This window comes from Streptomyces sp. bgisy100 (assembly GCF_057709105.1).
Genome location: NZ_JBYITE010000034.1, coordinates 36,841 through 55,153 on the forward strand (window position 1 = coordinate 36,841; position 18,313 = coordinate 55,153).

At 71.1% G+C, this 18,313-nt stretch carries 19 protein-coding genes; 7 read left to right on the forward strand and 12 right to left on the reverse strand.

Annotation, left to right across the window (positions count from 1 at the left end):
- Positions 1 to 111: 111 nt before the first annotated feature.
- The 4 genes from AC3EQ1_RS21705 to AC3EQ1_RS21720 form a co-directional block, all read right to left on the reverse strand.
- Entirely contained in the window at positions 112 to 516 is a 405-nt protein-coding gene (locus AC3EQ1_RS21705; RefSeq protein ID WP_432096009.1) for a PPOX class F420-dependent oxidoreductase, read from the reverse strand.
- Between the two features lie 375 nt (positions 517 to 891).
- Complete coding sequence (gene ispF / locus AC3EQ1_RS21710) at positions 892 to 1,419, reverse strand: 2-C-methyl-D-erythritol 2,4-cyclodiphosphate synthase (RefSeq protein ID WP_388852802.1); 528 nt, start codon at positions 1,417 to 1,419, stop codon at positions 892 to 894.
- A complete protein-coding gene (gene ispD, locus AC3EQ1_RS21715; RefSeq protein ID WP_432096035.1) occupies positions 1,406 to 2,170 on the reverse strand; it encodes a 2-C-methyl-D-erythritol 4-phosphate cytidylyltransferase in 765 nt (254 codons plus the stop codon). Before ispD ends, ispF begins: the two co-directional genes overlap by 14 nt.
- A gap of 528 nt (positions 2,171 to 2,698) precedes the next feature.
- Positions 2,699 to 3,181 carry a CarD family transcriptional regulator gene (locus AC3EQ1_RS21720; protein WP_003953493.1) on the reverse strand — a complete coding sequence of 161 codons (483 nt, stop codon included), beginning with the start codon at positions 3,179 to 3,181 and terminating at the stop codon, positions 2,699 to 2,701.
- Between the two features lie 1,064 nt (positions 3,182 to 4,245).
- On the opposite strand from AC3EQ1_RS21720, the gene AC3EQ1_RS21725 reads away from it, so the two are divergent.
- On the forward strand, positions 4,246 to 4,932 hold the full coding sequence (locus AC3EQ1_RS21725; RefSeq protein ID WP_432096010.1) for a DUF461 domain-containing protein: 687 nt from the start codon (positions 4,246 to 4,248) through the stop codon (positions 4,930 to 4,932).
- Between the two features lie 302 nt (positions 4,933 to 5,234).
- Here the strand turns inward: AC3EQ1_RS21725 and phoP are convergent, their stop codons facing one another.
- Together phoP and phoR are read right to left on the reverse strand one after the other, a co-directional pair.
- Positions 5,235 to 5,915, reverse strand: a complete 681-nt coding sequence (gene phoP, locus AC3EQ1_RS21730; RefSeq protein WP_351512291.1) for a two-component system response regulator PhoP — start codon at positions 5,913 to 5,915, stop codon at positions 5,235 to 5,237.
- Complete coding sequence (gene phoR, locus AC3EQ1_RS21735; RefSeq protein WP_432096011.1) at positions 5,912 to 7,213, reverse strand: two-component system sensor histidine kinase PhoR; 1,302 nt, start codon at positions 7,211 to 7,213, stop codon at positions 5,912 to 5,914. The genes phoP and phoR overlap by 4 nt, the downstream gene beginning before the upstream one ends.
- 278 nt (positions 7,214 to 7,491) lie before the next feature.
- Here phoR and phoU point away from each other — a divergent pair, with 278 nt between their 5' ends.
- Positions 7,492 to 8,169: a phosphate signaling complex protein PhoU gene (phoU, locus tag AC3EQ1_RS21740; RefSeq protein ID WP_432096012.1), complete on the forward strand. Its 678-nt coding sequence runs from the start codon at positions 7,492 to 7,494 to the stop codon at positions 8,167 to 8,169.
- Between the two features lie 778 nt (positions 8,170 to 8,947).
- Here phoU and AC3EQ1_RS21745 read toward each other — a convergent pair.
- Together AC3EQ1_RS21745 and AC3EQ1_RS21750 are read right to left on the reverse strand one after the other, a co-directional pair.
- A complete protein-coding gene (locus AC3EQ1_RS21745; protein WP_432096013.1) occupies positions 8,948 to 10,126 on the reverse strand; it encodes a serine hydrolase domain-containing protein in 1,179 nt (392 codons plus the stop codon).
- Positions 10,123 to 10,293, reverse strand: a complete 171-nt coding sequence (locus AC3EQ1_RS21750) for a hypothetical protein (protein ID WP_432096014.1) — start codon at positions 10,291 to 10,293, stop codon at positions 10,123 to 10,125. Before AC3EQ1_RS21750 ends, AC3EQ1_RS21745 begins: the two co-directional genes overlap by 4 nt.
- 38 nt (positions 10,294 to 10,331) lie before the next feature.
- Between AC3EQ1_RS21750 and AC3EQ1_RS21755 the strand changes: the two genes are divergently transcribed.
- The 4 genes from AC3EQ1_RS21755 to AC3EQ1_RS21770 all read left to right on the forward strand — a co-directional run bounded on the left by AC3EQ1_RS21755 (position 10,332) and on the right by AC3EQ1_RS21770 (position 13,128).
- On the forward strand, positions 10,332 to 10,727 hold the full coding sequence (locus tag AC3EQ1_RS21755) for a hypothetical protein (protein WP_432096015.1): 396 nt from the start codon (positions 10,332 to 10,334) through the stop codon (positions 10,725 to 10,727).
- 114 nt (positions 10,728 to 10,841) lie between these two features.
- Positions 10,842 to 11,426 carry a VanZ family protein gene (locus tag AC3EQ1_RS21760; RefSeq protein ID WP_432096016.1) on the forward strand — a complete coding sequence of 195 codons (585 nt, stop codon included), beginning with the start codon at positions 10,842 to 10,844 and terminating at the stop codon, positions 11,424 to 11,426.
- 176 nt (positions 11,427 to 11,602) lie between these two features.
- On the forward strand, positions 11,603 to 12,139 hold the full coding sequence (locus tag AC3EQ1_RS21765; RefSeq protein ID WP_432096017.1) for a DUF6932 family protein: 537 nt from the start codon (positions 11,603 to 11,605) through the stop codon (positions 12,137 to 12,139).
- 185 nt (positions 12,140 to 12,324) lie between these two features.
- Entirely contained in the window at positions 12,325 to 13,128 is an 804-nt protein-coding gene (locus AC3EQ1_RS21770; RefSeq protein WP_432096018.1) for a hypothetical protein, read from the forward strand.
- 92 nt (positions 13,129 to 13,220) lie between these two features.
- Here the strand turns inward: AC3EQ1_RS21770 and AC3EQ1_RS21775 are convergent, their stop codons facing one another.
- Together AC3EQ1_RS21775 and AC3EQ1_RS21780 are read right to left on the reverse strand one after the other, a co-directional pair.
- On the reverse strand, positions 13,221 to 13,424 hold the full coding sequence (locus AC3EQ1_RS21775) for a hypothetical protein (RefSeq protein WP_432096019.1): 204 nt from the start codon (positions 13,422 to 13,424) through the stop codon (positions 13,221 to 13,223).
- A 191-nt stretch (positions 13,425 to 13,615) separates the two neighbouring features.
- A complete protein-coding gene (locus tag AC3EQ1_RS21780) occupies positions 13,616 to 14,377 on the reverse strand; it encodes a phosphoglyceromutase (protein WP_388852768.1) in 762 nt (253 codons plus the stop codon).
- Between the two features lie 223 nt (positions 14,378 to 14,600).
- Here AC3EQ1_RS21780 and AC3EQ1_RS21785 point away from each other — a divergent pair, with 223 nt between their 5' ends.
- A complete protein-coding gene (locus tag AC3EQ1_RS21785) occupies positions 14,601 to 15,989 on the forward strand; it encodes an MDR family MFS transporter (RefSeq protein ID WP_432096020.1) in 1,389 nt (462 codons plus the stop codon).
- Between the two features lies 1 nt (position 15,990).
- Here the strand turns inward: AC3EQ1_RS21785 and AC3EQ1_RS21790 are convergent, their stop codons facing one another.
- Positions 15,991 to 16,509 carry a type III secretion system chaperone family protein gene (locus AC3EQ1_RS21790; RefSeq protein ID WP_432096021.1) on the reverse strand — a complete coding sequence of 173 codons (519 nt, stop codon included), beginning with the start codon at positions 16,507 to 16,509 and terminating at the stop codon, positions 15,991 to 15,993.
- Entirely contained in the window at positions 16,502 to 17,881 is a 1,380-nt protein-coding gene (gene mshA, locus AC3EQ1_RS21795; RefSeq protein WP_432096022.1) for a D-inositol-3-phosphate glycosyltransferase, read from the reverse strand. Before mshA ends, AC3EQ1_RS21790 begins: the two co-directional genes overlap by 8 nt.
- Between the last annotated feature and the right edge of the window lie 432 nt (positions 17,882 to 18,313).

Sequence of the window (18,313 nt, forward strand, 5' to 3'; positions counted from 1 at the left end):
ACGGCAGTGCCCTGCGACCCGTGGGGTCACAGGGCACGGAAGCATGACGGCCGCGGTACGCCGGACGCCGTACCGCGGACCGAAAGCTCCAGGTGACGGGAGCCGCGGGCGTCAGATGCTGCCGACGACCTTGCGCGGGGTGATCCGGACGACAACCCGCTCGGCGTCCTGCCCCGACGCGGGGTTGAAGTCGGCGTAGGGCTTGCCGGCGTACTTCATGGACAGCGCGTCGATCAGCTCCCGGCCGCCCTCGGTGGTGAGGGTGGCGGTGCCGCGGATCTCGGCGTACGTGTACGGCGCGTCAGCCGGGTTGACCAGCACGGTGACCCGGGGGTCGCGCCGCAGGTTCTTCTCCTTGCGGCGGCCGACCGTGGTGGAGAACAGCACGTCGTCGCCGTCCCGCTTCACCCAGACGACGGACAGCTGCGGGCTGCCGTCCGGCTGGACGGTGCCGACGGTCGCGAAGACCGGGCTGTCGATGAGCTTCTTGAGGTCGTCGGAGAGTGCGGCTGCCACGGCGGTTCCTTCCGGTGCGGGTGTGCGGATGAAACGGGGTGCCCCGATCCGTACCCAACTCCCCGGCATGGAGGCATATTCCTGCGGCCGGGCACCGGTTCGGCGCAGAGCCCGAGAGCGGGCGGGGAGCAGGTGTGGAGCAGGCGGAAAGCCGTCGGGAATCGCGGCGCGCGGCCGGGGCGGCACGCCGGGGGCACGGGGCACGCAGTCGGACGGGGCTCCGATGAAGGGGACCGCGCAGTCGGACGGCGCTGCGATGAAGGGCCGCGCAGTCGGACGCCGCTCCCGCGGAACGGGGAGTACGGCCGACCGGGGCGAGGCCGGGGCCGTCGCGCGGCCCCGGCCCGGCGCGGTGGGACGTGGCGTCCCGGCGCCTCAGGGGCGGCGGAACACCACGGCCGTGGCCAGCGCGGCGAGCCCCTCGGCGCGGCCGGTCAGCCCCAGGCCGTCCGTGGTGGTGCCGGAGACCGAGACAGGCGCGCCCACCGCGGCGGAGAGCGCCTGCTGCGCCTCGGCCCGGCGCTTGCCGATCTTCGGGCGGACGCCGATCACCTGGACCGCCACATTGCCGATCTCGAAGCCCTCGGCCCGCACGATCCGCGCCGCCTCGGCGAGCAGGGTGACGCCCGAGGCACCGGACCACTCGGGCCGGTCGGTGCCGAAGTGCGCCCCGAGGTCGCCGACTCCGGCGGCGGAGAACAGCGCGTCGCAGGCCGCGTGGGCCGCGACATCGCCGTCCGAGTGCCCGGCGAGCCCGTACTCGGCGCCCTCCCAGAGCAGGCCCGCGCACCACAGCTCACGGCCCTTCTCGAAGGCGTGGACATCGGTGCCGATCCCGACGAGCGGCAGCACGGGCGCGGCGCCGGACGGATCAGGTGCGGCCATCGGATCAGGTGAAGCCATCGGTGGCCCTCCTCCGGGCGAGTACGGCCTCGGCGAGGACGAGGTCCAGCGGCCGGGTGACCTTGAACGCCTCCTCGTGGCCGGGGACGACGACGACCGGAACGCCGAGGCGCTCCACCATCCCGGCGTCGTCGGTGGCCCCGTCGCCCTCGCAGTGGATCTTCTCGTGGGCCTCGACGAGCACGGCCCGGTCGAAGCCCTGCGGGGTCTGCACGGCGCGCAGCCGGGCACGCTCGGGCGTGCCGACGACGGGCTCGGGCTCGCCCGCGGCGGCGGGCTCGACCTGCTTGACGGTGTCCGCGAGCGGCAGCGCCGGGACGACCGCGGGAGCGCCGGACCGTACGGCCGCGGCGACGGCGTCCACCGTGTCGACGGGCACCAGCGGGCGCGCGGCGTCGTGCACCAGGACCACGCCGACGTCGTCGGGCAGCGCGGCGAGGCCGAGGCCCACCGACTCCTGGCGGGTCTCCCCGCCGGGCACGACCAGCACGTCGGTGGTCTCCGGCAGAGCGTGGTCGTCGAGGAGGGTGCGGACCTCGGCCGCACCCTCCGGCGGAGCGACCACGACGACGAGCGAAACGGCTCGGGAGCGGGCCATCGCCCGCACGGCGTGCACCAGCATCGGCGTGCCCGCCAGCGCCCGCAGCGCCTTGGGGGCACCGGGGCCGAGACGGACGCCACGACCGGCCGCGGGAATGACGGCGGCGGTACGTGGGAGGTGCGAAGCGGGGGAGTTTGGTTGCGCGTTCAGGTTTGTTTCCTCGGCCGAGTTGGGTATGGCCACAGCGTGCCGGGCGCGATGCCCCGACCGGTCCCTTCCGTGACAACCGGTCGAGCGTGTGCCCGGGCCCGGCACATCCTTCAACGGGCCGGTTTCCGTGGGCCCGCTCACACCGGATCATCACGTCAGGGGCGTGCGCAACGACGCAGCCACGCAGAAGGACCCGGTTTCGCGATGTCCGGTTCCGTGAAGATCCGGACGCCCGGTCCCTGCGGAGTCCTTGCAGAAGCAGAGGCTTGCAGAAGCAGAGTCCCTGCAGAAGGAGATCCGGCGACCGGTTCCCCGAATCACTCCGGCGGATCGCTCGGGGGTGCGCCTGACTCGGCGGTGCGCCGTCGGCGCCGCAACGCCCGTGCCGCACGGCTGACAGTGCCGCACAAGGCAGCGCCGACCTGCACCTATGCCGCAGCGCCCGGCGACGAAATCGTCACTCGGGCACCGCGGCTGTTCTGCCGGCACCGGCGCTTGCGCGCGGTCCGCGTCAGGACGATCGGCGCGTCAGGACGCGAGAACCTCGTCGAGCAGCGCCTCGGCCTTGTCCTCGTTGGTGTTCTCCGCGAGCGCGAGCTCGCTCACCAGGATCTGCCGCGCCTTGGCGAGCATGCGCTTCTCACCTGCGGAGAGTCCGCGCTCGCGCTCACGGCGCCACAGGTCGCGCACGACCTCCGCAACCTTGATCACGTCGCCGGAGGCGAGCTTCTCGAGATTTGCCTTGTAGCGACGGGACCAGTTGGTCGGCTCTTCGGCATAAGGTGCACGCAGCACCTCGAAGACCCGGTCCAGCCCGTCCTGGCCGACCACATCGCGCACGCCGACGAACTCCGCATTGTCCGCAGGCACACGAACCGTCAGGTCACCCTGGGCAACCTTCAGCACCAAGTAGGTCTTGTCCACGCCTTTGATCTGACGAGTTTCGATGGCCTCGATCAGCGCGGCCCCGTGATGGGGATAGACCACGGTGTCGCCAACCTTGAACGTCATGTGACAGGTACCCCTTCCGTGGCTATCCAGAGTAACACGGGAACGGCCCGTTCTGAATGGCGTTTTCGCAGGTCAGGGCATATCTCGGGGCTTGACAATCACGACCGGAACGTGCTGCGCGGGGTCCCCGGAACCAGGTATTCGCAGGTGGGAGCGGCTGTGGCGGGGAGGCGAAACGCGTACGTTACACGCATCCACGACCCCGGAAGACAGGCCGAACGTCCCGGTTTGCCGGAGTCCAAGCGGCTGACTTCCGCTACTCCGTTCGGAGCCAGAGGATGCGGATCCGGTCGCGATTCGCGAATTGATCACTCCGACCCGTTCGGCGCACTGATCAATTTCTCGCCTTCACGGATTCGGCGCCGATAATCCGCCGAGCGGACTCCCGGTGGATATTCGCCCGTCATCGGTCCCCCGGGCGTGGCCGACGGCCGGATGACGACCCCGGGCAGCGCCCCGAGCGGCGTGGCGGCCGCCGTCCGGCCTCTCCCGTCGTGGCTGCTCAGCCGGGGTGGACCGGTGTGGCGGCGCTGTGGCCGGGGCGTTGCGGGGGCCGTACGGTCCGGCTTCTTCCGTGCGGGTGGCTTCCCCCGGCTTCTTCTGTGCGGTGGCCTCCCCCGGGCGCGGCGGGCCCCGTAGAGCCGGGCCTGACGGAGCGGGCGGACAGAGCGGCCGCCGGGCGGCTGAGGACGTCCGCGTGACTGACGGCACACGGGTGGCCTGCGGGCAACGTGTGGCTGGTGGTGCACGTATGGCTGGGGGCGCCGGCTGGGGGCGTGGGAGGCCACAGAGCGCGCCCGGGGTCACCCATGGGCGCTCGGGCGCGGCGGAGGCGCCGTCGCGGCGTGCAGGCCGCCGCACGGCGGCGCCTGGGACTCCGTGCAGGTCCACCGGGCCCGACACCTGGGCGCGGCTCGCCCGCGGCGGGCTCGGGAGCCGGACGTGAGGCGTGGGACGCGAAGGGCGCGTGGGGTCCCGGGGGCGGGTCGGGTGCGGGGCCGAAACCACGGCTCGGTAATGTAAGCGCGCTGACACCCCCTTACGTCCAAGGAGATGCCGCCGCCGTGAGCAGCAGCCTTCGACGCGGCGCCCTCGCCGCGACCGCCATCGCGTTCTCGATCGCCTCGCTCGCCGCCTGCGGCGCCGGGAACTCTGCCTCGACGCTCCAGGTCAAGCCGGACAACGCGGCCACCAGCGTCGGTGACGTCCAGCTCCAGAACGTGAATGTGATCACCCAGCCCGACGGCGCGGAGGGTCCGGCCGTCGTGTCGGGCCGGATCTTCAACAACGGCACGAAGACGGAGACGCTCGAGTCCGTCGCCGTCGAGGGCTCGTCCTCCCCCGTGAAGCTGCGGCCCGCCAAGGGCAGCGGCCCGGTGACCATCCCGGCGGGCGGTTCGGTGATGATCGGCGGCAAGGGCAACGCCTCCGCCGTCATGGCCCGGAGCGGCGAGTCCGTCCGGGACGGCAACGCCCAGCAGGTGTCGTTCGAGTTCGGCCGGACCGGCAAGGTCGAGCTGAAGGCGTTCGTCGTGCCCGCCCAGACCTACTTCAAGGACTTCGGGCCGAGCATCGTGCCGACCCCGTCGTCCTCCGCGAAGCCCTCGGGCACCGCGTCCCCCTCGGGTTCGCCGACCGGCAGCCCGGGCAGCGAGGAGGCCGCCGGCGGGGAGGCCGCGGACGGCGACGAGGCCAACGGCGACACCGCCGGGAGCCCGTCCGCCGAGGGCCACGAGGGCGCCGGGCACTGAGCCGCGCGCCGGACACCGTCCGGCGCCGGCCGCCCGGCCCGCCGCGCAACGCGTCCGTGCGCACGCGCCCGGTGCGGCGGCACCCAGGCAGCACGAAGGCCCCGGAGCAGCACTGCTCCGGGGCCTTTCGTCGTGGCTCTCGGCCGGGGATTTCCGTTCGGGGATTCCCCGCCGGGGCACGTGGCCGGGTTTTCCGTTCGGGGATTCCCCGCCGGGGCACGTGGCCGGGTTTTTCCGTTCGGGGATTCCCCGCCGGGACGCGTGGCCGGGTTTTTCCGTTCGGGACTCCCCGCCGGGGCGGTTTACGGCTCGAACTTGTAGCCCAGGCCGCGGACCGTGACCAGATAGCGCGGCGCGCCCGGGTCGGGCTCGATCTTGGCGCGCAGCCGCTTCACATGGACGTCCAGGGTCTTGGTGTCACCGACGTAGTCGGCGCCCCACACCCGGTCGATCAGCTGCATCCGGGTGAGCACCCGGCCGGCGTTCCGCAGCAGCATCTCCAGCAGGTCGAACTCCTTGAGCGGGAGGTCCACCTTGCCGCCGCCGACGGTGACCACGTGCCGGTCGACGTCCATCCGTACCGGGCCGGCCTCCAGGGCCGCCGGGACGACCTCCTCCGGCTCGCCGCGGCGGCGCAGCACGGCCCGGATCCGGGCCACCAGCTCGCGGGAGGAGAACGGCTTGGTCACGTAGTCGTCGGCTCCTATTTCGAGCCCGACGACCTTGTCGATCTCGCTGTCCTTGGCGGTCACCATGATCACCGGGACGTTGGAGCGGCCGCGCAGCTGGCGGCACACCTCGGTGCCGGGCAGGCCCGGCAGCATCAGGTCGAGCAGCACCAGGTCGGCGCCATTGCGTTCGAACTCGTCCAGCCCTTCGGGCCCGGTTGCCGCAATGGCGACCTCGAAGCCCTCCTTGCGGAGCATGTACGACAATGCGTCGCTGAACGATTCCTCGTCCTCGACGACGAGCACTCGGGTCACGGAAGGACCTCCGGGGCGGGAAGTGTTTCATCGGTGAAGGCTTCGTACGGCCGGTGGTCCTCGTCATCGAGGTCGTCCGGCTCGATCAGGGTCCGGTCGTGGCGGTCCGTCCGCTCCCGGTCCCTTTCGCGGCCTGCCTCCGGAAGCCGCAGGGTGAACGTGGAGCCCTGTCCCTCAGCGCTCCACACCGTGACCTCCCCGCCGTGCGAGGCGGCCACGTGCTTGACGATGGCGAGGCCGAGGCCGGTCCCGCCGGTGGCGCGCGAGCGCGCCGGGTCGACGCGGTAGAACCGTTCGAAGATCCGGTCCTTGTCGCGGTCGGAGATGCCGATGCCCTGGTCGGTCACGGCGATCTCGATCATTGCCCCCGAGCCGCCGGCCGGGGAGCCGCCGGGCGCGTTGACCCGGCGCCCGGCTATGCCGACGCGGGTGCGGGCCGGGCTGTAGTTGACCGCGTTCTCGACGAGGTTGCCGAGGGCCGCGGCGAGCTGTCCCCGGTTGCCCCACACATGGAGGCCCGCCGTCCCCCCGGCCGCCATGGTGATCTGCTTGGTGCCGGCCTGGTGGCGGCAGCGGTCGATCGCCTCCGCGACCAGCTCGTCCACCCGCACCGGCTCGGCGTCCTCGAGCGGATCGTCGTTCTGCACCCGGGAGAGGTCGATGAGCTCCTGCACGAGGCTGTTCAGCCGGGTCGCCTCGACCTGCATCCGGCCGGCGAACCGGTCGACCGCCTCCGGGTCGTCCGAGGCGTCCATCACCGCTTCGGAGAGCAGGGAGAGCGCGCCCACCGGGGTCTTGAGTTCGTGGCTGACGTTGGCCACGAAGTCGCGGCGGACGGCCTCTATCCGGCGGGCCTCGGTGAGGTCCTCGACCAGCAGCAGCACCAGCCGGGAGCCGAGCGGGGCGACCCGGGCGGAGACCGCCAGGCCTTCGCCGCGGCCGGATCCGCGCCGCGGCAGATCCAGCTCCACCTGTCGTATCTCGCCGTCCCGGCGGGTGTCCCGGGCCATCTGGAGCATCGGGTCGACGGCCAGCTTGCCGCCGCGGACCAGGCCCAGGGCATATGCCGCCGAACTGGCCTTGACGACGCTGTCGCCCTCGTCGAGCACGACGGCGGACGACCGGAGCACGGACAGCACGGTGTCGACACCGGGGGGCAGCACGGAATCGGTGTGCAGCGAGCTGCGCGTGGGCTTCGCCTGCTCGCGCTCGCTCCAGCGGAAGGCCAGCATGGCTACGACACCGGTTCCGACCCCGGCGATCGCTGCCGCTGCGGCAACCGCCGCGTTCACGTCCATGAGTCCAGATTAAGCGGGTGGCCAGAGCCGCCCACAGCCGTCGGAGGGCGCCCCCGGGCAGACGTTGCCGAGAGTTCACCACCAGGTTGCGGCCGGTTCACCCCGGACGGACGGGCGTCAGCGGGCCGTCGTCACCCGCCGCCGGGCGGCGGGGCGTACGTTGCCAAGAGTTCACCGTGACGTCGGGACCGGTTCATCCCGGCGGCTGATGCGGGACGCACTGTCCCCGGAGCGTGGATGCTGGGAGAACCAGCCAGTTCGATGAGATGAGGAAATCGATGCGGGACGCATACCACGAGGAGCTCGACTCGATCGGGGAAGGCCTGGTCGAGATGGGCCGGCTCGTCGGCTCCGCGATCGGCCGCGCCACCACGGCGATTCTCGACGCGGACCTCAAGCTCGCCGAGAGCGTGATCGCCGGGGACGAGAAGGTGGACGATCTCCAGCGCGAACTGGAGGCGCGGGCGATCGCCCTGCTGGCGCGCCAGCAGCCGGTCGCAACCGACCTGCGGATCGTCGTCACCTCGCTGCGGATGAGCGCCGACCTGGAGCGGTCCGGCGACCTCGCCCAGCACGTCGCGAAGCTGGCGCGGCTCCGCTTCCCGGACTCGGCCGTACCGTCCGACCTGCACGCCACGATTCTGGAGATGGGCCAGCTCGCGCAGCGGCTGATGGCCAAGGCCGCCGAGGTGATCATCACCAAGGACGTGGACCTGGCGCTCCAGCTGGAGCAGGACGACGACGCGATGGACCTGCTGCACCGGACGCTCTTCCAGCACCTGATGGACGACCGCTGGAAGCACGGCATCGAGACGGCCGTCGACGTGACGCTGCTCGGCCGCTACTACGAGCGCTTCGCCGACCACGCGGTGTCCGTGGCCAAGCGGGTCGTCTACCTGGTGACCGGCGAGCACGCGGACGAGATCCTGCCGGTTGCGCCGGTGGAGGGGGCTTGAGGCCTGGCCTCGGGGCCTGATTGCGGGGTCTGCTGAGGGCCTGAGTGCGGCGTCTGAACTCGGGGGCCGAGCCGGTCGTGGGGGCTGGGTTCGGTCCTCGTCCTGGGGCTGGTCACGGCCCCGGAGAGAGCCCGGGCGAGGGCGGCTGGCCCTCGCCCGGGCTCTACCGTGCCGACGTGCCGACGTCCATGGCCCGACCGGGGGCGCCCCGCTCGTCGTGCCTGGTGGGAGGGTGCCTGGCGGGGCAGGTGGGGGCCGCTGTGCTTCCGCGCGCCGTTGATGCGCCCGCGGACGGCAGTGTGGAGTGTGCGGCAGGCTCACTGCCTTCGAGGAGGTTCCCATGGCCGAATCCATCCGCCCCGTTCCCTCCCGCGAACAGAAGCCGCACGACCGGGCACCACGTCTGGTCGAGGTACCGGTGCCCGTCCTGGGCTCCTGCGGGTGCGGCCCCGGCTGCAGCTGTGGTTGTCAGAGTGGCGGTGCCTGCCAGTGCGGCGGGTCCTGCGGCTGACACGTACGACCTGAGTTCCGTCGATCCCGCAGTTCCACCGACTCCTTTTCAGCGCGACTCCACCGGACCGGCTCCGTTCTCCGGTGGACCAACCGAGCACAGAGGGCCCGGCCGGGCAGACCCCGGCCGGGTCTGTTCGTTGTCCGGTGGGTGTCGGGCTGTCGGTATCCGGCAGGTGTGTCGGGCTGTCGGTATACGGCAGAGGGGTGTCGGGCTGTGGGGCGTGGGCAGTCGGGGACGCGGGCGGCAGGCCTGGCCTGCGGCTGGTCAGCGACGGGTCAGCACGCCGAGTACCCGTTCGATCAGCCGGCTCTCGTTCCCGTCCCCCAGGGTCGTCGGGTTGCCGGAGATCACTACGCGGCGCTGCTGATCGCGGGTGGACAGCAGTACCGACTTGTAGCCGTAGTGCTCACCGCTCTTCCCCCAGAGCGCGATGCCGTTGACCGTGGCCGTCTGGAGTCCCGTGCTGTAGCGGGCCGGAGTGCCGTCCAGCATCCGCACCTCCGGGGGCGGCAGGGTGAACATCTTCGCGAGCAGCCGCGGCGGGAGCAGAACCCCGGAGAAGAGAGCGGACAGCAGTCGGTCCAGATCCTTCGGGGTGGAGATCATGTCACCCTCACCCCTCGATGCGGACATGTCGTACGTGGTGACGTCCCGCAGGCGTCCGTCCGTCATCCGCAGATACCCGTGCACATGCGGGCCATGGATCCGCGGGTCGTCGCCGGGCACCGATGTCCGGGTGAGGCGCAGGGGGCGCAGGAGGCGGGCGGTGACCGCCTCACCGTACGGACGTCCGGTGATCCGCTCGATGAGCAGTGCGGCCAGCACGTAGTTGACACCGCGGTACTCCTGGCAGGTGCCGGGCGCGAACTTCAGCGGCCGTCGTGTGGCCGTCTCCACGAACCGTTCCGGCGTCCAGTGGTCGAAGCGGTGCCGGAACACCTGCTCGGGCGTGTCGAGTTCGGGGAGTCCGACGTGGTCCGGCAGCCCGCTGGTGTGGTTGAGCAGCTGCGCCAGGGTGATGGGCGCAAAGCGGTCCGGCAACAGACCGGGCAGCAGGCGCTGCACGGGCGTGGCCAGATCCAGCCGGCGCTCGGCGACGAGCTGCAGCGCCACCGTGGCGACGAACACCTTCGTCACACTGCCGATCCGGATACGGTCGTCCTCCTGGACGGGACGCCCCGTCCTGACGTCGGCCACCCCCGAGGTGCCGTACCAGCGGCCCGCAGAGCCGGCGACCTTCAACTGGGCGGCGGTGGCGGGCGGATGCTCCAGATCGTCGAGTGCGGCTTGCAGGGCCCTGGTGTCGAGCGGCGGAAGCGCGGAGTCGGCGGAGTCGGCCGCGTGGGCACGGCTCGCCGGGAGCGTCCCGGTGGCCGCCAGTGCCGCGGCTCCGGCCAGGGCGATCCCGGTGAGGGACCGGCGGGACAGGTGAGGTGACGTCATGGCACCACGCTCGCGGCGCGAAACCGCTCGGGCATCCGGGTGACCCAGGACAGAACCCGGAGCGCACCCGGAGGAAGCCCGGACATGATGCGGACGTGCGCGTCGTGCGCGTCGTGCGCGTCGTGCGCGTCCTGCGCGTCCTGCGCGTCGTGCGCGAGCGCATTCACTCTGCCGTGACCCGTTCCGGGCCTCACCAAGGGGGAACATGAACATCAGGCGTTCACTCGGCATCTCGGTGACGGTTGCCGCCTTATTGGGCACCACCCTGGCAACCGCTCCTCCGGCAAGCGCGACACCCGCGGGCTGCGGAGACCTCAGCAACGGCCAGCTCTGTGTCAGGGGACGCACCGGCACCTCGGGCAACTTCCGCTTCTCCACCTTGTACTGGCGGAGCGGAGCGCGGGGTGAGATCACGGTCAAGCTCGGTTCGCAACGGAAGACCGACCGCATCATTGCGTTCCCGCTGTGGTTCGGCTCGAAGAAGACCCGCAACGGCTACGCGAAACTGAGCAAGAGACACCACATCTCCCGGCACGAGTGCGTCCGCGGAGTGATGGAGTACAAGCGCGACATCTATTTCACGAAGTGGCGCTGCCCCTGATCCCCGAAGGGCCGACTGATCCCTGAAGGGCAGCCGGTCGATCCGGCCCACCCGGCCCGAGGGAACACTCGGGCCGCGGCGGATCAGGCGGGTGGCGTCGATCTGGAGAGCTCCATGTGGCAAGTCGTTCTGTACATCAACCCCGCGACCGTCGCGCTGTTCGTCGCGGCGGTCGTGGCGCTGTCGGCGACTGCGGCGTGGTGGCACCACCGCTCGGACGGCTGCGCGGCGAACCGGCGAGTCGACCGGGGAGTCCAGGCGATGCTCGCGGCCTGGACCGTCCTGGTCCTGGCCGCGACGATCATGCCGACTCAACCGCTCGGCACCGGGGGCCATGACATCTTCTGGACGCCCGGTGAGGGCCTCTGGACGCCCACCGGCGAAGGCGGCGCCGCACTCTTCGCGGAGGAACGGGACATGATCGTCCGCCTCCAGATCGCCAACGCCGCGATGTTCGTCCCCCTGGCATCGCTGCTGACCTTCTCCGCACCGGGCCGGCCGGCGGGCCGGGTCGTCGCGCTGTGCCTGCTGCTGAGCACCGCGATCGAGACGATCCAGTTCGTGATGGCCGCCGGCCGGACCGTGGACGTCGACGACCTGCTGTTCAACACGGTCGGCGCCGTGCTCGGCGTCGCGGCGGCCAGGGGGTCGTTGTACGCGGTGGGCCGGCTGAGCCCGTCGGGGGTGCGTCGCGCCTGAACCATCGCGGCTGGACCACCTCTTGGGCCACCCGCAAGCGCCACCACATGCCATCGCAGACAGCGCATGGGCAACTGACTACTGCTCGGCGCGGGCAAGCAAAAGCCCGGACACCTCCCTCCGCACACGGGTGGTCACGTAGAGTATCCACACCACTGCGATTGCCTTGGAGCTCCATGCCCCCGCTACCGCCGTTCGCCCCGGAGACTCAGTGTCCGCTGCCCGGTCGCTACCCCATGGCTTGGGACGAGCTGGAGAGTTCACTGGTGCAAGCCGCAGCTTTCCGGGAGTCCAGCACACGGACTGGCCTGTGGGCGGAGCTGGTGCAACACAAGGCGTTGGTGGAATGCAAGTTCGGTTCCGTGAGCCGCATCTGGCTGGCAGGAAGCTTCGTCAGCAGCAAGTTAGACCCCAGCGACGTGGACGTCACATACCTGGTGGATGCCAGAGTGCACGGCTCGGTCACAGAGCAGGACGACATCGCTGACCTCGCCAACCTCAGCGATCGGGACTGGTGCGTAAAGCACGGCATGCGCATCGATGCCTACATTCTGAGCCTGTCGGCCACCACCGACTTCGATAGCCTGGGGGTGACCGGAGCGATGGCGCCGGGAGATGCCGAAGTCTTCCAAGAGCTTGGCCTGTACGACGAGATCTGGCAGCGTTGCCGCGTCAAGGGGCAGCGCAGGGGCTACCTGGAGGTATGGCTATGAGCGCTCCTCACAGCTTGCCTGATGTCGCGGACAAAGAGGCTCTGCGTGCGTGGCTGGCCGCGCGAAGGTATGAGTCAGCAGGCAGGCCGGCCCCCAGAACGATGTCCGAACTGCGATCGGCCCAGCTGAAGCGCCTCGGTAGGTTCCTGACACCTGAGACCGAATCGGAGACTCCTGCCCGACCCGTGCTGCGGTTCGCGCTGGACGGCACCACCGTGCGGACACACCGAGTTGAATCCGCGGTGCTGGGCGACTGGCTCCGCGCCTTCCAGAATGCCGTGCAGTCCGTTGCCTATGCGCTCGACGAGTTGCGCCCGACTCGAGACGCGGGGCCAGTACCCAAAGACGTGCAACGTGCGACGAAGCTTTTCTCTGGCGTGGTCTTCGCATCGTCCTACGGCATGGTTCTGGAAGGAGTCTCTGAAGAGGAAGCGGAGCATCTGCCGAGCACCGGCGCTGATGCCCTGCTGGATCGGGCCATCAACCGACTTTTTGATGTGGCTGATCGCGCAAGCTCCGGTGCCGACGCCGGGGATGCCGTCCTGGATGCAGCTCTGCCTTTGGGCCGCCGAGCGATTACCCATCTGACTGAACTCTCGGACGTTCTGGCCTCTACGGGCACCGGCGTGACCTTGTCGTGGGAGTCGAAAGCGACGATCCGCCGCACTTCGTCCCTCAGCGCCGAGAGCGCCGATCGCTGCCGAAAGGTACTACGAGCAGCGGAGGTCGAGGACACCGACAACCGCCTTGTCGGCACAGTGGTCGGTGGCAGCACGCTCCGAGGTTTCATTGAACTGGACCTGGCCGAGGAGGGTGTGGTCATCGTGCGCGCACCAAAGGACCATGTGACCGGTTTGCTCGCTGCCTACACGGAACGCGAGGTAGTTGCAGACGTCCGCGAGCTGACCGCGCGCTCAGCGGGTGGCCGTGTGCACCGCAGCTACCTGCTGCTCGATCTCTCCCTGAATGAGGACGCAGCGGAGGAGTGAGCGCCACGCCCGCGTCCCCTACTCCAATGAGGGCCTGAACCACTGCGCAGTGGCGGCCTGGGGCAACGGTCTTCATCAGCAGCCCAGCGGCCTTAACCGACGGAGGCAGCCCACCACTGTGCGGTGATGCCCCCCTCTTCCATGGCCCGCCACTCCTCGGCCACGGCGTGGTTGAGCAGCCGTTGCCCCTTGGCGAGATCGGCGCCGGGTGGGGCCCTCCACCGAGGCTGGGGCCAGTCGTCCTCGATCTCAAGCCGGAAGTGCACCTTCACGTACGAGTCTTCGGGGTTCGTCATGGTGCCCAGGATGCACAGTCCCGCCGTCGCCAGCCGCAGGCGGGTGACCGAAGACGTCTGGTCAGAGTTGGATACGGCTACCGCGACGCCCCGGCGGCCAAGCGCACCTGACGGCCCAGTCACGACCCCAAGACAGCAACAAGCCCCCCACCCGCGGGAACACCGCAGGCAGGGGGCTCGGAGCCAGCGGGCTACTTCTTCTTGCCCTGGTTCTTCACGGCCTCGATCGCGGCCTTCGCCGCGTCCGGGTCCAGGTACGTGCCGCCCGGCTTCACGGGGCGGAAGTCGGCGTCCAGCTCGTAGGCGAGCGGGATGCCGGTGGGGATGTTCAGGCCGGAGATGTCCTCGTCGGAGATGCCGTCGAGGTGCTTGACCAGGGCGCGCAGGCTGTTGCCGTGGGCGGCGACCAGGACCGTGCGGCCGGTGAGGAGGTCCGGGACGATGCCGTCGTACCAGTACGGCAGCATGCGGACGACGACGTCCTGGAGGCACTCGGTGCGCGGGCGGAGCTCCGGCGGGATCGTGGCGTAGCGGGGGTCGTCGCTCTGCGACCACTCGGTGCCGTCCTCCAGCACGGGCGGCGGGGTGTCGTAGGAGCGGCGCCAGAGCATGAACTGCTCCTCGCCGAACTCGGCCAGGGTCTGCGCCTTGTCCTTGCCCTGCAGCGCGCCGTAGTGCCGCTCGTTCAGGCGCCAGGAGCGGTGGACCGGGATCCAGAGCCGGTCGGCCGACTCCAGGGCGAGCTGCGCGGTGCGGATCGCGCGCTTCTGGAGGGAGGTGTGGACGATGTCGGGGAGCAGGCCGGCGTCCTTGAGCAGCTCACCGCCGCGGACCGCCTCCTTCTCGCCCTTCTCGGTCAGGTTCACGTCCACCCAGCCGGTGAACAGGTTCTTCGCGTTCCACTCGCTCTCGCCGTGGCGGAGGAGGATCAGCTTGTACGGTGCGTCGGCCATGGCGCCGAGCCTAATCGACGGGATTCGGCCGCAGTACGACTGCCCGACTGGTGGACCGGGACGGCCCCGGAGGACGGAGCCGGCGAGCCCCGGAGGACGGAGCCGACGGGCCCCGGAGTGCAGGGCCGGCGGCGCGCGGGGCCGAAAATCCGTGGCGGTTCCCGCCCCATGATTCGTAAGCTGCGTTCGAGGTATTCACCACTTACGGAGCCGGGGGGCCTGCTTGTCCGTCGCCAGTCTGAAGCGAGCCGCGACGGAGAGTGTCTCGGGTCTGCCCCGGGCCTTCTGGTGGCTGTGGACCGCCACCCTGGTCAACCGGCTGGGCGCCTTTGTCGCCACCTTCCTTGCCATGTATCTGACAGTCGACCGGGGCTATTCGGCTTCGTACGCGGGCCTGGTCGCGGCGCTGCACGGGCTCGGTGGCGCGGTCTCCTCGCTCGTCGGCGGCGTGCTCGCCGACCGGCTGGGCCGACGGCCCACCCTGCTGGTCTCGCAGATCGGCACCGCCTGCTCGGTGGCCCTGCTCGGCTTCATGGAACATCCGGTCGCCATCGCCGCCGTGGCCTGTCTCGTCGGCGTGACCAGCAACGCCTCCCGGCCTGCGACGCAGGCGATGATGGCCGACATCGTCGCCCCCGAGGACCGGGTGAGGGCCTTCTCCCTCAATTACTGGGCGATCAACCTCGGGTTCGCGGTGTCGTCCTCCGCGGCCGGACTGCTCGCCGCGCACAGTTACCTGCTGCTGTTCCTGGGCGAGGCGACGATGACGGCGGTCTGCGCGGTCGTCGTCTTCGTGAAGCTCCCGGAGACCCGTCCGGAACGGGGCGCGGGCGACGGCTCGACGGCGGCGGAGGCCGAGGTCGGGCTGGGCTCGGTGCTGCGCGACTACCGGTTCATGGGCGTCGTCGGGCTGTCGTTCCTGATCGCGACCGTGTTCCAGCAGGCCTTCGTCGCCCTCCCCGTCACGATGGGCGCGCAGGGCTTCTCCAGCAGCGACTACGGCCTGGTGGCGGCCGTGAACGGCGTGCTGATCGTGGTCCTGCAGATTCCGGTGACCCGGTTCATCGAGCACCGGGATCCGGCGCGGCAGCTGATCCTCGCCTCCCTGCTCATCGGGTTCGGCTTCGGGCTGACGGCGTTCGCGGGTTCCCTCACGGTGTACGCGCTGACCGTCTGCGTCTGGACGCTGGGCGAGGTCATCAACGCGCCGACGCAGATGGGGCTGGTCGTCCGGCTCTCCCCCACTCATGGCCGGGGCCGCTACCAGGGCATGGTCGTCCTGTCGTGGGCGGTCGCGTCGCTGGTGGCGCCGCTGCTGAGCGGCTTCGTCATCGACCGCTTCGGTCCCGACACGCTGTGGTACGCGAGCGCGGTGGTGGGGACGGTGGCCGCCGTCGGCTACGGCCTGCTGATGCGGCGCCTGCCGGACGACCAGCCGGCGCTTCTCGAACCGGAGAAGAAGCGGGAGCCGGAGGAGAAGGGGGAGCCGGAGGAGATCGGGGCGAAGGAGATCGAGCGGGCGGGCGCGGAGGAGCCGCTGAAGGTCGCGGAGGGGCAGGCAACCGGGGAGCGGCAGGCAACCGGAGAGTGGCAGGCGGCCGGGGAGCGGTAGCTCAGTCCGACGTGCGCCGCTCGCCCGTCAGATGGGTGAACGCCTCCAGGTTCCGCGTCGACTCCCCGCGGGCCGTGCGCCACGCGTACTCCTTGCGGATCGCCGTGGCGAAGCCCATCTCCAGCAGGGTGTTGAAGCTGCCGTCCGCGTGCTCCAGCACCGTGCCGAGGAGGCGGTCCAGTTCGTCGGGGGTGACCGAGGAGAGCGGCAGCTTGCCCACCAGGTAGATGTCGCCGAGCCGGTCGATCGCGTAACTCACACCGTAGAGGCGGGTGTTGCGCTCCAGCAGCCAGCGGTGCACGGCGGCCTCGTTCTCGTCCGGATGCCGGACGACGAAGGCGTTGACCGACAGCGAGTGCCGGCCGATCACCAGGGAGCAGGTCGTCGACAGCTTCCGGGTGCCCGGCAGCTTCACGACGTACGTGCCGTCGCTCGGGTTCTCCCATTCGAGTTCGGCCTCGGTGAGGGTCCGCTCGACGGTCTTCCGGGCGTCCAGTTCAGCGTGAGCAGCGTCAGCCATGCAGCGAGCGTAGACGACGCCGTTCCTGCATCGCCGCCGTGTACACCTCTGCGGTCGACGCCGCGGACGCGTCCCAGCCGAAGGCCTGGGCGTGCCGGGCCGCGGCGGCGCCCATCCGGTCGGCGAGGGACGGGTCGTCGCCGAAGCGGCGCAGCGCCCGCGCGTAGTCGCGGGGGTCGTGGCCGTCGACGAGGAAGCCGCTCTCCCCGTCCCGGACCGCGACCGGCAGGCCGCCGACCGACGCGGCGACGACCGGGGTGCCGCAGGCCTGCGCCTCGATGGCGACCAGGCCGAAGGACTCGCTGTAGGAGGGCATGACCAGCACGGACGCGGCCCGGAACCAGTCCGCGAGCTGTTCCTGGCCGACGGGCGGCCGGAACCGGACCACATCGCAGATGCCCAGCCGGGCCGCCAGCTTCTGCAGCCCCTCGGGCTTGGCGAGGCCACTGCCGCTCGGTCCGCCGACGATCGGCACCACCAGGCGTTCCCGCAGCCGCGGCTGCTCCTCCAGCAGGGTGGCGACCGCGCGGAGCAGGACGTCGGGGGCCTTGAGCGGTTGTATCCGGCCGGCGAAGAGGGGGATCAGCGCGTCCTGCGGCAGCCCGAGGCGGGCGCGGGCGGCGGCCCGGCTCTCGGTGACACCGGCGGGCTCGGGCCGGAAGCGCTCCAGGTTCACCCCGGGGTGGACGACGGCGACCTTGCCGGCCGCCGCGTCGTAGTGGCGGACGAGCTCGCCGGCCTCCTCGGCGGTGTTCGCCACCAGCCGGTCGGCGGCGCGGACTATCTGGGTCTCGCCGATCACCCGGGCCGCGGGCTCGGGGGTGTCGCCCGCTGCGAGCGCGGCGTTCTTGACCTTCGCCATGGTGTGCATGGCGTGCACCAGCGGGACGCCCCAGCGCTCGGCGGCGAGCCAGCCGACGTGGCCGGAGAGCCAGTAGTGGGAGTGGACGAGGTCGTAGTGGCCGGGGCGGTGGCCCGCCCACGCCTGCATCACGCCGTGGGTGAAGGCGCAGAGCTGGGCGGGCAGGTCCTCCTTGGCCAGGCCCTCGTAGGGGCCGGCGTCCACGTGCCGGACGAGCACCCCGGGGGCCAGCTCGACCGAGGGCGGGACCGTGCCGGTGGTGGCCCGGGTGAAGATCTCGACCTCGATGTTGATCGCGGCCAGGCGCCGGGCGAGCTCGACGATGTAGACGTTCATGCCGCCGGCGTCCCCGGTGCCGGGCTGGTGCAGCGGCGAGGTGTGCACGCTGAGCATGGCGACCCGGCGCGGGCGCCGCGGCGCGGTGCCGGGCAGCCTCAGCCGGGGCGGAGTCACCAGCGGGCCGTGGGAACGGCCCCGGAGCGCACCGAGACGGGACACGTACTGGCTCACCTCGCGAGACCTCCTTAGCCGGGAGCGGACCTCCCCTTCGAACGTGTAACCAGCGGAACTCCTCGTACCATTTCCGCTTTGCCAAAACGTGACGCTCGATGCCTCCGCGGGCCGGCGGAAGGGGCCGGTCCGGGCGGTGCGGAGTGGACCATTCCCGGACCAGGGTTCCATGGCCGCTCGGCGTCACGGCCGCGGGCGGTGCGGCGGCCGGGGCGGTACGGGGACGGGCGAGGCCCCGGGGCGGGCGCGGTGCGGGCGGACGGGCCCGGGGCGCGGTAGGGGCCCGGGGCGCGCTACAGGCCTGCGGCGCGGTCCGGGCCCGGGGTGCGGGGCGCGGTTGACCGGTACCGGGCCGGGGCGCGGTTGACCGGTACCGGCCCGGGGCGCGGTTGACCGGTACCGGCCCGGGGCGCGGCACCGGGCGGTACGGGC